This is a genomic window from Gemmatimonas sp. (assembly GCF_046594945.1).
Classification (GTDB): Bacteria; Gemmatimonadota; Gemmatimonadetes; order Gemmatimonadales; family Gemmatimonadaceae; genus Gemmatimonas.
Window position 1 is genome coordinate 39070 of record NZ_JBKJRB010000115.1, and the last position, 13388, is coordinate 52457.

Here is a 13388-nt window from a genome sequence, read left to right on the forward strand (position 1 = left end):
GATGCGACCTTCAAGAACACCGTTCCGCGGGTCCGTTCCTCCTTGCGGAATGCTAGATCACAGCCGTTAGTTGACCGTTAGCTGGCACCGCCGGCGCGTTAGGTTCCTCGAGCCATCCGAGCCACCCGAGCCATCTCGCCGTGAACACGTTGCAGGGCCATGCCGCCGAGACCGGGCCGCCGCTGACACTGGGCCTGCTGGGGACTCCACTGGTGTCGGGATCCGGACACGTCCGGGCCTCGGGCCTTCTCGGAAAACCGAAAGCCTTCGCGCTGCTTGTCTACCTTGCGCTCGGCGGAAAAGAACTGCGGCGACGCGACGAAACGCTTGCCCTGTTCTGGCCCGAGTCCGACACGCCCCGGGCCCGGAATGCGCTGCGGCAGAGTCTCTTTTTGCTCAAGAGTCATGTGCCGGCCAACGCGCTCGTGTCGATCGGGCAGGAGCGAATCGGTATCTCCGCGCAGCGGGTGCGGGTCGATCTCGCCGATTTTACGTCGTATCTCGAGCAGGGACGGGTGCGGGAAGCGCTGGCGCTCTATCGTGGACCGCTGGTCGCCGGATTCACGCTGTATGCGTCGTCCGACTTCACCGCCTGGCTATCGATTGCCCGTGACCGCGTGCATCGGCAAGCCATGCGCGGCGCGCTGGGACTGGCGCGCCACAGCAGCATCAACGGCGATTCGGACGACGCGGGTGCGCTGGTTCGGTTCGCCGTGGAGCAGTCGCCGTATGACGAAGACGTCGTTCGTGCTGGTATCACGCTGCTCAGCGAGAGTGGAGACCGCGCCGGTGCGGCCGCGCTGTATCACGAGGCGGTCGCCCGATTCCGCGACGGGCTCGGGATCGCGTTGTCACCGGAAACACAGGAAGCCGGACGCGCGGTGCTCACGACGACACCGCCGGCCGCGGTCGTGCACGCGGAGGTGTACCCGGTCGCGCACCCGGTCGCGCACCCGGTAGGGCACCCGGTAGGGCACCCGGTAGGGCACCCGGTCGCCACGCTCTCTCGGGCGCGCGCGGTGTCACCAGAAGCGCGGCGCTGGCATCTGCAGGCGCGCGCCTTCGCCGGTCAGCGATCTCCGCTCACGATCATGAAGGCGATCGATGGCTTCGAGCAGGCGATCCGCCTGAGCCCGGACTATGCCGAGGCGCACGCGGGGCTCGGGTTCGCACTCTGTCAGGCCGCCGTGTACGTGGACTATCCGGGCAGCGACGTGTGGGCGCGCGCCAAGGCGCATGCGGCCCGCGCCACTCGGCTCGATCCGCAGCTCGGGGAAGCGCATGCGGTGCTGGCGCACGTCACGCTTTGCTATGACTACGGCTGGCAGGCTGCGGAGGCGCTGTACCAAAAGGCGCTGGCGGTGGACCCGGCATCGACGGTCACACGACACTCGTACGCGCTGTACTATCTAGCGGCGGCCAATCGCACCGACGAAGCGCTGGCGCTGCTCGACCGCGCACGCGATGAAACGCCCGATAATCCAGGTCACAGCGTGTACTTCGCATTGTGCTGCATCTTCGGGCGGCGGTTCGAGCGTGCGCAGCAGGAAGCGGAGTCGGTGATCGAAGCGCATCCCGAGCTGGTGCAGGCCCACTGGATTTGCGGCATGGCGCGTGAAGGCATGGGAGACTTCCCTGGTGCGATAGAGACTTACGAACGGGCGGTGGCGATGACCGGACGCAGTTCGATGTACCTCTCGCAGCTTGCGCGCGCGCAGGCGGGTGCCGGCCATCATGACCGCGCGCTGCAGATTCTGGCGGAGCTGGACGAGCGCGGCACCGATAGTTCGCACGCCCTCTACAACAGCGCCGAGATTTTCGCGGCGATGGGTGACATCGAGCGCGCGCTCGACGCATTGTATGGGGCGTATCGGCTGCGCAATCCCTATCTCATTTTCTCGGGCGTCAAGTACGCGCTCGATCCGCTCCGAGGCACGAAGCGGTTTCGTGATTTGGTGACTCGCATGGGAGTGCCACGGTCGGCGCAGTCGCCGTAAGCTCAGAAGTCGAAATATTGACTCAGAACTCGAGACTCACCTGAGGGTGGAGTTTTGAGGTAGCGTTTAAAGTCGTGAGTAATTCAGGATGGCACCGCACCCGCCCGGAACCGCCACGGAACGTCGCGCTCCGCCGCATCGCGCCGGCGATAGTCACCCGGTGACACGCCAACCGCACGCTTGAACGCCTTCGAGAAACCAAACGCGTCCTGATATCCCACCGCGTTCGCCACCTGCTCCAGCGTACGGTCACTCTCCACCAGCAGTCGCATAGCGCGCTGCATCCGTACAACGCGCAGATATGCCAGTGGCGTGTCACGCATGACCTCGCGGAATCGCTCCGCCAGCACGCTGCGCGAGAGACCCACCGCGCCTGCCAGCGCTTCGAGCGTCCACGCTCTCGCCGGCTCGTCATGCATGTGCGCTACCGCCTTTCGAACGTGCGGGTCACTCACCGCGTGACTCCAGCCTGCGCCAGTTTGTCCGCGACGGGCAACGATCTCACGCATCAGATACGTGAACAGCACGTCGAGCAGTCCATGCACCACCGTCTGTCGGCCGAGTGCATCGCGCCGCGCCTCATCGGCGAGCATGGCGACGGTCAGCCCAAGCGGATCAAGACCGGGCGCGCGATCGGCGGGCAATACAAACCACTCCGGCAATTCGGCGAAGAATGGGTGCAGTGGTGCATTCCACAACTGATACGCACCGCTCACCACCGCTACACCGTTCGTGCGCGTCGAATCCGGCGTACGATCGGTGGGGATCGACGCGATCGGCACCGCGTCCGGGGAGACATGCGTGGAGAGCACGTGTACACACCCGCGTCCCATCACCGCGATATCACCGGCCTCGAGCCGCAACGGCTGCACCAACGCTGGCGCATGCACGAACACCACGCCCTCGAGCACCACGTGAAATCCAACGCTACGGTCGCACGGAAAGCGAACGGCGCGTTCGGGGGTCAACCACCGCTGGTCGAATACACGCCGGACAAGCCCGGCGTCGGCCATGAGCTCCGACAATAAGTCCATGCTCTAAAAGTACACAAACTGGACGCAAAGACAAAGAAATACGACGAAAAGCCATGTTCCATCCGATTATCGGCACGCACTCTTCGTTTCAACCTTATAACGGGATGGACCTTGTGAAGACAATTCTTGTGCTCGGCGCGAGCGGCACGGTTGGTAGCGAACTCTCCCGGTTGCTCGAAGCGGCCGGACACACCACACGTCGCGCCACGAGCCGCGCGAGCGGACCCGGTCAGGTTCACGTGAACCTCGTGACCGGCGAAGGAATTGCGGACGCACTGATGGGCGCCGATGCCGCGTTCCTGATGTCACCCCCTGGCCACGTAAATCAGGATGAGCTGCTTGGTCCGGTCATCGAGCAGGCGCGCACGCATGGCGTGCAGAAGGTCGTGCTCATGACCGCAATGGGCGCCGACGCCGATCCATCGACCCCGATGCGAAAGGCAGAGCTCGCACTCGAAGCCTCCGGGATCTCATGGAATGTGATCCGCCCAAACTGGTTCATGCAGAACTTCAACAGCTATTGGCTGCATGGCATCACACATGCGGGCGCGATTCAACTGCCCACTGGTAATGCGAAGGGAAGCTTTATCGACACCCGTGATATTGCAGTCGTGGCAGCCGACCTGCTGCAGCGCAGTGAGTTCGACGATCGCGAATTTGACCTGACGGGTGGCGACGCGCTCGATCACAACGCCGTCGCGCGCATTCTGAGCACCGCGGCCGGTCGTCCGATTCGATACGAGGAGATCACGCCCGACGCGATGCGTGCCGGGCTCCTCAGCGCTGGTCTCCCCGCGCCGTACAGTGAGTTCATGCTGATCATCTTGAACTACTTCAAGCTGGGATACGCCGAACGCGTGACTGATGCGGTGCAGACGATCATCGGCCGTGCACCGCGTACATTCGCGGCCTACGCGTCGGAATATCGAGATGCCTTTGTGCGTTAGTGGCGCGTCGCGGATGCCCGTGGCCGCTGATCGACGACCGTCACGATCACCGCAATGGAGAAGATCAGGTGAGCAGCAACAACACGCGTCATGATGCCGTCCGCCACGCGAGCTTCGTTTGGCGGGAAACGCTGTGCTCGCCTGCCTGGTCTGACGCCAGCCGGATCACGTACCCGGCGCCGGCATACAACGCAGCGGCCACCCAGGGAGCACGTTGAACACGATGATCCATCGCGACATCAGGAGATCTGCCACGAAAGTTTATTGCCACCATTCCCGGGTGCGCGTTGCTGGGCGTAAAGTCCCCACGTACCACCGATGCGCACACCGACGCAGTAGTTGTAGGCGCCCTGTTTCTGGTAGTTGTTGACATTCACGCCCTTGGGATTCTGCGGCCCGAAGACAGCGGTGGCCGCGTTTCCCGGTGCCAGCGACAGCGTCGTGTCACCGGCCCGCAAATTCGTGCACGCTGTCTCGGCGACAATCCCCGTTGGTTGCACGTGGGCGGCCACAAGACTTCCCGCGTGGTGATGGTACACGATGGCGCATCCGGTCAGCTGCGTCGTGACCATGAGGTCCGCGCCATGGACCACCGTGCCCGCAACGTGCAACGACTGACCGCCTGGCGGAACCGGGCGATCTGTCGTCGCGAGCGATGCGTACGGCTGCACGTGTAGCTGAAAGACATCGATCTCCACGCAGGGCAGGTTGCCAACCGAAGCGATCGGCGCGAGATGATACTTGTTCTCCAACGGGTCGAAGATGAACCCGTACGGCATCACCCCGGATGTCGACGCGCCTACCATATTGAACGCGTTCGCCGCCAGGAACTGCAGCGGATGCGCCTGTAGCTGCGCGAGCTTGGTCGTGAGATCGGCGATCGTGGTTGTCACCGCGTCCAGATGCAGCCCCAGCGCCGCAGAAAGGTTCGCGTCGGGAATGATCGCCGTCGCCGGCGGCGCAACGGACCGATCGGCGTTTTCGAGCGCCATGCGGATCAGAATGATCGCGCGACGGTACTGTCGAGTCTCCAGCACCGCATCACGTCCGCGTAACGCAGAGTTCGATCCCTGCGACATCGCCGCACTCGCGGTGTTGGGTATCAAGCCCGCCGCGTCGCGATCGCGCAGCATGTCCGCGACCAACGCCCGTTTAGCGTTGTGCATCGGGGGTACCGTTGCCGTCCGTATGAAGGCAATCGTATCGGTGATGCGAACGGCGTCGTCTTTGGACACGGTAATTCCTGGTACGGGAAAGTCAATGCGGTGCAGGGCATCGCGCGGTAGCCATGCGGTAATGAAACGTCGTTCCTCGTCGCCCGATATGCGACGAACTCCTCCGCGGCCGAATCGATAAGCATGACCGGCTCCGGTTTGCCTCACGCGCGATCACACCGGCAATCAGACGCGCGGCGGGTCGCTGTCTCGCGCAAAGTGACGGTGTCGCCCGACTGCGGCGATGAACGCGTCGATGGTCATGTCTGGCGAAGCGGCCTCGACTACGAGCCCCGGATCGATCTCACCGGACGGAAGTACGAGTGGAATTCCGCACGCATCCAGCACCGTCTGCCCCGCACCGATCGCCATCACAGTCTTGCAGTGGCGATACTGATCTTTAACGAAGTCCATCGTACGCGCATCGCCAAGCAGTGAGGCGATCGCTGATTCGCCGTCGGGAATGATGACGGCGTCGAACAGTACCGAAGGAGAGTTCGCCAGCGACCCATCTGTCTCCAGTGTTCGCCGTGCTCCGTCTCGAGCGCACCGGGCGTCAAGCCAATCAGTCGGGGTTGTGCTTCTGCCTTACGCAGCGCGGCGCTAAGCGCGGCGACGGCTTGTCCATCCACGCCATCGGCGACGAGGATTGCCACCGTTCGCGTGCGCACGGCGTCTATCCCAGGACGCGCCGTGAGTGACAGTGCTGACGACTTCGTTACCTCGGGCGCCATGACGGCTTCCGTGGCGCGAGGGAGCGCGGCAGGGAGGGCCATACGCAGCCCATCGGCCACACCGCGGGCGAGTACGTCGGACACGTTCCTGAGCGACGCCACCATACGCTCGCGAATGGCCGGTACCGACACCTTCGATAGCTCGAAGCGAAATCCGGCGACGATATGACGCCGCTCGACCTCGGGAATGCGCTCGTGATCGAAGTGCGTGATCTTCTCGCGAAGAATGGAATCTTCGAGAAGCGTCGGTCCGCGCAGCCCCGCTTTTCAGGAATGCTGATTGTCAGCGATCGGTACACCCTGATTGGTGGTCAGTCGCTGTCCATCGGCGTTCGACCGCGCCTCAATGGTGTTCGGGGAGGCATTGCGCTCGGAAAGCGTGCTGGCTGTTGTCGTCGTAGATGACGGCGCCGAGTGTGCACCGGCTGTGGGGTGCAGAGCGTTCTCGCGCCCGTGCTCGAGCGGCGTATTGGCGCTACTTGGCATCGTGGATGTCAGACGCTGCGCCTCTTCGGCGTGAGACGATTTGGCGTCCGGCGAATGCGATGACAACGGCGTCGTCGGGAAGAATCCGCTCCTTTCGATCCGCGCGGTGCCTCATGGTCAACAAGTGCGCGTGTACGCGTAGCGATGTCGGAGAGATCACACTCGCGCGGCTTAGGCACGGATGCTGCAAGGCAATGAGGACCTACTCCCATTCCCCTCGCCGAGGCATCTCAGTATGGAACTCGCATCACTGCACGAACTGTATGTCGAAGGATTACGCGATCTGTACAGTGCCGAGCATCAGATCCTCAAGGCACTGCCGAAGTTGCACAAGGGTGCGACCAACCCGAAAGTCAAAGACGTGTTCGCTACGCATCTCGCGCAAACGGAGCAACAAGTCGTGCGTCTGGAGCAGATTTTTGAGGAGCTTGGTATGAGCCCCAAAGGAAAGCACTGCAAGGGCATGGAAGGGCTCGTTGCCGAGGGCGCTGATCTGCTGAAGGAAGACGCGAATCCTGACGTACTCGATGCCGGATTGATCTCGAGCGCGCAGCATGTCGAGCACTATGAGATGGCAGGCTATGGCACCGTTCGCACGTACGCGCAGTTGCTTGGATTTGCGAAACAGGCTGAACTACTGCAGACCACGCTCGATGAAGAGCAGGCGGCTGATCTGATTCTCACGGAGATCGCACTTTCGGTGAACGTGGACGCGATCGTCGGCGACGGCGAGATGGTGGAGTAGCGCAGATGAGCAAACTGCTGCGTGGTGTCGCCGCTGGATGGGGCGCCAAAAAGCTGGGAGGCGGTTGCTTCTCCACGGTTCTGATCTTCGTGCTCTTGTGGTGGCTCCTGGGAAGCCTCGACATCTTTCGCTGATCGCGGCTACCAGCGGCTCGACAAGATGGCCGGTGAATGAGCGAACGGTCACGCGAATGTCGAACCGCTGTGTCGAGTCCCCGGCACTGCCGCGTGTTTAGGGGTGCCCCGAGTGTCACGGTAGCGTTGCGTGCCGTGGACGCTGGCGGGGGCAGCAGGGTTGCCGACATCGCCGTGTCGCTCGTGGGTTCGCCAGACGCGTCGGCGCCGCCACAGGTGCTCGCGCGGGTTGTAACCATCGGCTCATGGTCCGAGGCCACTACACTGTTCGGCACTTTGAAAAATCAGCGCAGTATCGTCTGGGCGAATCCGACCCAGCGCACGCTGCCGCTTGACACACTGGTCGCTGACGCAGCGTCCTTAGCGTCTGCTTCCGTATCGCCCACCGGACGTGGGTTTACCTATCTCCGTGAGCGCGGGAAGATCGCGCTCGCACCGTGGCCAATGAACGGAACCACGTAGCGCGTAGCGGAGGGGCTGGCGCCGGAGTGGCTGCCCGACGGGTCACTCACGTTCTCGCGTTTCGATCAGTGGCACTGGCGCACGAAGGTGTCCGGGAGTCGCGGCTTCGCGAGTCACTCATGATCAACACGGTGAGATGATCGCACCTGACCGCGCCAGTCGGCGCGGACCTCCAACTGCGCGGTTCCGGGCGTAGCGCCGGCGTGCATTTGCGCCTGCTTCCGAATTGGGTGGCCACGATGGAGCCAATGCACGCGACTTGCCCGATATGGCTCGAATGCCCACATCAATACATATGAAAACCACACTCAATCTCGACGACCACCTGCTCGAAGAGGCGCGTCGTCTCACTCGCATCGACGAGAAAACCGCGCTCGTGCGCGCGGGACTCGAAGCGCTAATCGCCCGCGAAAGCGCGCGCCGCCTCGCCGCCTTGGCCGGATCTGAGCCCTAGCTGGTCGCGGGCCGTCGCCGCCGTGCGGCGGCGCGCGCCACCGGGTGATTCTCGTCGACACGTCGGTGTGGATCGACCACCTGCGGCGCGGTGACGCGACCCTGGCGGCGCTCCTCGAATCCGCGAATGTCGTCGCGCACCCATTCGTCGTGGGGGAACTGGCGTGCGGCTCGTTGCGACCGCGCAGCGAGGTGCTCCGCCTGCTCAGCAGCTTGCCAATGGCCACCACGGCGTCGCACGATGAGGCGATGCATTTCATCGCGGGGCAAAGCCTCGGCAGTCGCGGCATCGGCTACGTGGATGTCCATCTGCTGGCATCGGCGGCGATCGACAAGTGCAAACTCTGGACCCGCGACAAGGCCTTGGGTATTCAGTGTGCACGTCTTGGCGTCGCGTTTGATCCGGTAGATCATGGGTGAGACCATCGCCAAGCTGCGGCATCCGCACATTGTGCCGCTGCTCGACTCCGGCGCGGCCGATGGATTGTTGTACTCGGTGATGACCTGCGTACGCGGGGACAGCGCACGATCCCGCGTTTAACCTCGTAAAACAAACGTCTAGCGTTAGTTTTACGGATCGGGTCAGCGTCGCTCGATCTGCAGAATCAGGCGCCCGAGTTGGCCACAGACGATGGCCTGTATGATTTGGCGACAGGACTTCGTGCGCAGCCACCTCGAGCGTGACGTTCCCATGTTCGTGCCGCGCATGCCGGCCGAATTGGTCGGCCGGCTCTGGCGAATGCTGGCGCACGCGCAGGGCACTCCCGTCAACAACGCGAGAATCGCTGCCAGCCTCGAAGTGTCGAGCCCCGCGATCGGTCGCTAGGTGGATCTGTTCACCGACCTGCTGCTTGTGCGGCGCCGTCCTCGCGGGAGCGGGAATCTCGGCAAGCGCCTGGTACGGGCGCCCAAACTCTACGTGCGAGACAGTGGCGTGCTGCATGCGCTGCTGGCGATCGAATCGCTCGACCACCTGCTCTCGCATCCAGTAGTGGGCGCACGTTGGGAAGGGTTCGTCATCGAGCAGTTGATCGCCGCCGCGAGCCACGATAGGCTCCCCCTCTACTTCTGGACGGAAAAGGGAGCGGAGGTCGATCTGCTCTTCGAGCGTGGAGGGCGCGTCGAGATGCTGATCGAAATCAAGCGGACGTCGGCACCCACAGTGTCGGGGGGCTTGCGCTCCGCCGCGGCCGATCTGGATGCCGCGGCGATACACGGCGTGCACGGCGTGCACGGCGGGTCGGAGAGTTGGCCGATGGGTGGTGGCATCACCGCGACGTCGCTGGCCGGCCTCGCCGAGCATCTGTCGGCCACCGCGCGATCGTGCCATCCACACGAACCCGGCTCGACGGCATCTCGCTTGTCCCGTAACTTCGCATCATGAGCATTGTGCAACGTCTTACCACTGCCCTCGGCCGTAGCTACCGCGTTGAGCGCGAACTTGGGGCCGGCGGCATGGCCACCGTGTACCTCGCGCACGATCTCAAACATGATCGCGATGTCGCGATCAAGGTGCTGCACCCGGATTTAGGCGCCGCACTCGGCGGCGAACGCTTCTTAAGCGAGATCCGCACCACCGCGCGCCTGCAGCACCCGCACATCCTGCCGTTGCTCGACTCGGGCGACGCCGATGGCTTGCTGTACTACGTGATGCCGCTGGTCACGGGCGAGACGTTGCGCGCGCGGCTCGAACGCGAACGCCAGCTGCCCATCGCCGACGCGTTGCGCATCGCGCGCGAAGTGGCCAGCGCGTTGGACTATGCGCACCGCCAAGGTGTGATCCATCGTGACATCAAGCCCGAGAACATCCTACTGCACGACGGCAGCGCGCTGGTGGCCGACTTCGGCATCGCGCTCGCCGTGCAGAGCGCCGGCGGTGCTCGCATGACGCAAACGGGGCTTTCGCTCGGCACGCCGCAGTACATGAGCCCTGAGCAGGCGATGGGCGAACGCACGATCGATGCGCGCAGCGATGTATACGCGCTCGGTGCGGTGCTGTACGAAATGCTCGCCGGCGACGCACCGTTCATCGGCAGCAGCGTGCAAGCGATCGTGGCAAAAGTATTGAACGAGAAGCCGACGCCCATTCACACGCTGCGCGATACGGTGCCATTGGCCATCGAGCAGGCAGTGGGTACCGCGCTCGCGAAGCTGCCCGCCGATCGGTTTGCGAGTGCGGCGGAGTTTGCGACGGCGTTGAGCAACACGAGTGGCGCCACGTTTGCCGCAGCAGCACAACCCTCGCGCCCCACGCCGCGCTGGCGCGACGTGCGCACATGGGCTGCGTTGGCCGCACTCGCTGGTGCAGCGATTACTGCTGCGCTGTGGATGGCGCGGTCCGACGCGTCGAGAGTCGCTCGTGCCGACGGCTACGACGTCGGTCTCCCCGACAGCGCACAGATCGCGTTTACGAAAAACAACGGCCTTGGCGTGGCGTCGTTCGCCGTTTCGCGCGACGGAGCGTTCGCGGTGTATGCGGCCGATCGTGGCGGCACCACGCAACTGTGGGTACGCGATCTGCGCACCTTCGAATCGCGCCCGCTGGCCGGCACCGACGGCGCCAATGGGCCGGCGCTCTCGCCCGACGACAAGACGGTGGCATTCGTGAGCGGTGCGAAGCTCAAGACCGTGGCCATTGCCGGCGGGACGGTCGCGACACTCACCGATCTGACGGCGTACAAGGGCGCATCATGGATCAGTGCCGGCCGGCTGTTGGTCGGTGACGATGACGACGCGTTCGTGGTGGATCCATCATCGGGAAGCAAGCGGTCGGGGCCGCGCTTCTGCATTTCTCCGACGGAGATCCCGGGTCATGATCTCGCCCTCTGTTCAGAGGGAAGCACGGTGTTTCTGGTCAACACGGACGACGCCTCCGGGCGCGTTTTTTATCCGCGCGTAGTCGGCGAGGCTGACTCGGCGGGCCGCGTACCGTCGCTGTTCGGCGCCGGCGCGCGGGTGGTGGATGGTCGGTATCTCGTGTTCATGTCGGTGGAGGGCGCGTTGCAGGCCGCGTCATTCGATCCTGCCACACGTGCGGTGGGTCGCGTGGTCCGGGTGCTGGACGGCGTGCGTCGCGAGGGGTATTCCGGCGCCGGACAGTTCGCGCTCACAACGCGTGGAGATCTCGTGTATGCCCCGGGTGAGAACGCGCAGGTGGGTCGGTTGGCGAGCACGAAAAACGGCGTCACCTTCGATACCTTGCCGCTGCCACCGATTGCGGCGCTGCGCTTCGACATGACGCGCGATGGGCGGCGATTGGCGGTGGTGAAGCAAGGGGTGCGCGGGCAGGAGCTCTGGGTGTTTGACGTCGCGACAGGTCGTGGGAATCTGTGGCAGTCGCACTTTTTTATCGGTGAGCCCCGATGGAATGCCGAGGGTACGTCACTGGTCTTCGATGTGCTGCGTGGTGTGGCCGACACCGCCGTGTCGCTCGTGGGTTCGCCAGACGCGTCGGCGCCGCCGCAGGTGCTCGCGCAGGTCGTAAGCACCAGCGCATGGCCCAACGCCACAACACTTTTCGGCTCATCGACAAATCAGCGCAGCATCGTCCGGGCGAATCCAACCCAGAACGCGCGACCGCTCGACACATTGATCACCGGCACGGACGTGCTGGCTTCTCCATCCGTGTCGCCCAACGGCCGCTGGTTTACCTACCTGTTTCAAAACGGAAAGATTGTGCTTGCACCGTGGCCATTGAACGGAACCACGTACCAAGTGGCGGAGGGGCTGGAACCGGAGTGGATGCCCGATGGGTCACTCACGTTCTGGAGTTTCGATCAGTGGCATTGGCGCACGAAGGTGTCCGGCAGCGGCGGCGTGCCATTCACGCCGCCCGAGCGGTGGTTTCGCGATCCTCACATGATCAACACGGTGAGCCGGTCGCACCTGATCACCCCGGACGGCGCGAACCTCTACCTGCGTGGCTCCGGCCGCAGCACCGGCGCGTACCTGCGCGTGATACCGAATTGGGTGTCCACGATGAAGCGTGCCGTCGACGCGGCGGGGAAGTGACGCATCGCGACTGGTGGGCTTCGACGCTACCTTGCACGCATGACCGCGCGCTCCGACCACCAGCCGCCTCGCGTGACCCTCGACGATCTGTACGGCGAGGAAGCCGCGGCGTGGATGCGCCTGTCGCCACAACAGCGCTGGGCCGAGTCCATGCGTCTCGCGGCATGGCACCACGCGCTTGGAGGCACGAGTGATCCCGACCCAGATCCTGCGAGTCCTTTCTACGATCCGGATGTACGACGTGCGCGCCCTGTTGATGGGGGGACAGGCGTGCGTGTTGTACGGCGCGGCCGAGTATAGTCGCGATCTGGATCTGGCGGTGCTGGCGACGCCCGAGGCGTTGCCAACCCTGCGCGAAGCGCTCGAGTCACTCAACGCCGCCGTGATCGCGGTGCCATCGTTTGATGTCGCCTATCTGGATCGCGGGCACGCGGTGCACTTCAGTATTCCCGACGGGTCAACGTCACCGTTACGGGTGGACATCATGAGTCGCCTGCGCGGCGTCGATGCCTTTCCTGTGCTTTGGGAACGGCGGACCACGATCGCCTTGCCCACGGGCGCGGGTGATGCAGAAGTGCTGGTGGACGTGATGGCCCTCGAGGATCTGGTCGCTGCCAAGAAGACCCAGCGGGACAAGGATTGGCCGATGCTGCGCCGTTTGGTAGACGCGTCGTACGCGGCCGCGCGCGACGATGCCGTGAGCGACGCGCAGGTCGACTTTTGGCTGGCAGAGCTTCGCTCGCCGGCCTTTCTCGCGGAGGTGATCGCGCGATACCCGGAAGCCGCCGCACGCTCATCACGTTCGGTGGTACGAGCGGCACTGAACCACGACGATATGGACGTAGCATTGGCCGCAGAGCAAGTGCAGATCATGGTGCAGGACCGTGCGTACTGGGCGCCACTCCGCCGCGAACTTGAAGCGTTGCGTTTCGCAGCACGGAGAACGCGTGAATGACACGGCAGCGCGGTTGCGGGGTGCACTCATCGACCGCTACACCGTTACGCGCGAACTTGGGGCCGGTGGCATGGCCACCGTGTACCTCGCGCACGACGTCAAGCATGACCGCGATCAAGGTGCTGCATCCCGACTTGGGCGCGGCGCTCGGCGGTGCACGGTTCCTGAGCGAGATCCGCACCACCGCAGGCCTGCAGCATCCGCACATTCTGCCGC

Annotated in this window: 15 protein-coding genes; 11 read left to right on the plus strand and 4 right to left on the minus strand. The window is 64.1% G+C overall.

The annotated features are described in order from the left end of the window. Positions 1–140: 140 nt before the first annotated feature. A complete protein-coding gene (locus ACLL97_RS14100; RefSeq protein ID WP_411281112.1) occupies positions 141–1997 on the plus strand; it encodes a tetratricopeptide repeat protein in 1857 nt (618 codons plus the stop codon). A gap of 83 nt (positions 1998–2080) precedes the next feature. Here ACLL97_RS14100 and ACLL97_RS14105 read toward each other — a convergent pair whose 3' ends face one another. Further along, complete coding sequence (locus ACLL97_RS14105; protein ID WP_411281113.1) at positions 2081–3031, minus strand: AraC family transcriptional regulator; 951 nt, start codon at positions 3029–3031, stop codon at positions 2081–2083. Between the two features lie 104 nt (positions 3032–3135). On the opposite strand from ACLL97_RS14105, the gene ACLL97_RS14110 reads away from it, so the two are divergent. Beyond that, the gene (locus tag ACLL97_RS14110) at positions 3136–3978 is read left to right on the plus strand and encodes an NAD(P)H-binding protein (RefSeq protein ID WP_411281114.1); all 843 of its coding nucleotides are present in this window, start codon (positions 3136–3138) and stop codon (positions 3976–3978) included. Between the two features lie 239 nt (positions 3979–4217). Here ACLL97_RS14110 and ACLL97_RS14115 read toward each other — a convergent pair whose 3' ends face one another. The 3 genes from ACLL97_RS14115 to ACLL97_RS14125 all read right to left on the minus strand — a co-directional run bounded on the left by ACLL97_RS14115 (position 4218) and on the right by ACLL97_RS14125 (position 6184). Beyond that, positions 4218–5213 carry a hypothetical protein gene (locus tag ACLL97_RS14115; RefSeq protein WP_411281115.1) on the minus strand — a complete coding sequence of 332 codons (996 nt, stop codon included), beginning with the start codon at positions 5211–5213 and terminating at the stop codon, positions 4218–4220. A gap of 165 nt (positions 5214–5378) precedes the next feature. Beyond that, entirely contained in the window at positions 5379–5675 is a 297-nt protein-coding gene (locus ACLL97_RS14120; RefSeq protein ID WP_411281126.1) for a DJ-1/PfpI family protein, read from the minus strand. Next, on the minus strand, positions 5564–6184 hold the full coding sequence (locus tag ACLL97_RS14125; protein WP_411281127.1) for a catalase-related domain-containing protein: 621 nt from the start codon (positions 6182–6184) through the stop codon (positions 5564–5566). Before ACLL97_RS14125 ends, ACLL97_RS14120 begins: the two co-directional genes overlap by 112 nt. A gap of 463 nt (positions 6185–6647) precedes the next feature. On the opposite strand from ACLL97_RS14125, the gene ACLL97_RS14130 reads away from it, so the two are divergent. The 9 genes from ACLL97_RS14130 (at position 6648) to ACLL97_RS14170 (ending at position 13172) form a co-directional block, all read left to right on the plus strand. Next, the gene (locus ACLL97_RS14130; protein ID WP_411281116.1) at positions 6648–7157 is read left to right on the plus strand and encodes a ferritin-like domain-containing protein; all 510 of its coding nucleotides are present in this window, start codon (positions 6648–6650) and stop codon (positions 7155–7157) included. A 5-nt stretch (positions 7158–7162) separates the two neighbouring features. Further along, positions 7163–7291, plus strand: a complete 129-nt coding sequence (locus ACLL97_RS14135; RefSeq protein WP_411281117.1) for a hypothetical protein — start codon at positions 7163–7165, stop codon at positions 7289–7291. A 757-nt stretch (positions 7292–8048) separates the two neighbouring features. Beyond that, a complete protein-coding gene (locus tag ACLL97_RS14140) occupies positions 8049–8207 on the plus strand; it encodes a type II toxin-antitoxin system VapB family antitoxin (RefSeq protein WP_411281118.1) in 159 nt (52 codons plus the stop codon). Positions 8208–8251: 44 nt separating this feature from the next. Beyond that, positions 8252–8626, plus strand: coding sequence for a type II toxin-antitoxin system VapC family toxin (locus ACLL97_RS14145; protein WP_411281119.1), 375 nt, complete (start codon positions 8252–8254; stop codon positions 8624–8626). Beyond that, the gene (locus tag ACLL97_RS14150) at positions 8619–8747 is read left to right on the plus strand and encodes a hypothetical protein (protein ID WP_411281120.1); all 129 of its coding nucleotides are present in this window, start codon (positions 8619–8621) and stop codon (positions 8745–8747) included. Before ACLL97_RS14145 ends, ACLL97_RS14150 begins: the two co-directional genes overlap by 8 nt. A gap of 99 nt (positions 8748–8846) precedes the next feature. Next, entirely contained in the window at positions 8847–9032 is a 186-nt protein-coding gene (locus tag ACLL97_RS14155; RefSeq protein ID WP_411281121.1) for a hypothetical protein, read from the plus strand. Then, positions 9033–9590, plus strand: a complete 558-nt coding sequence (locus ACLL97_RS14160; protein ID WP_411281122.1) for a DUF4143 domain-containing protein — start codon at positions 9033–9035, stop codon at positions 9588–9590. Continuing rightward, complete coding sequence (locus ACLL97_RS14165) at positions 9587–12217, plus strand: protein kinase domain-containing protein (protein ID WP_411281123.1); 2631 nt, start codon at positions 9587–9589, stop codon at positions 12215–12217. Before ACLL97_RS14160 ends, ACLL97_RS14165 begins: the two co-directional genes overlap by 4 nt. 190 nt (positions 12218–12407) lie before the next feature. Further along, positions 12408–13172 (plus strand): hypothetical protein, encoded by a 765-nt coding sequence (locus ACLL97_RS14170; protein WP_411281124.1) that lies wholly within the window; start codon positions 12408–12410, stop codon positions 13170–13172. Positions 13173–13388: the final 216 nt, after the last annotated feature.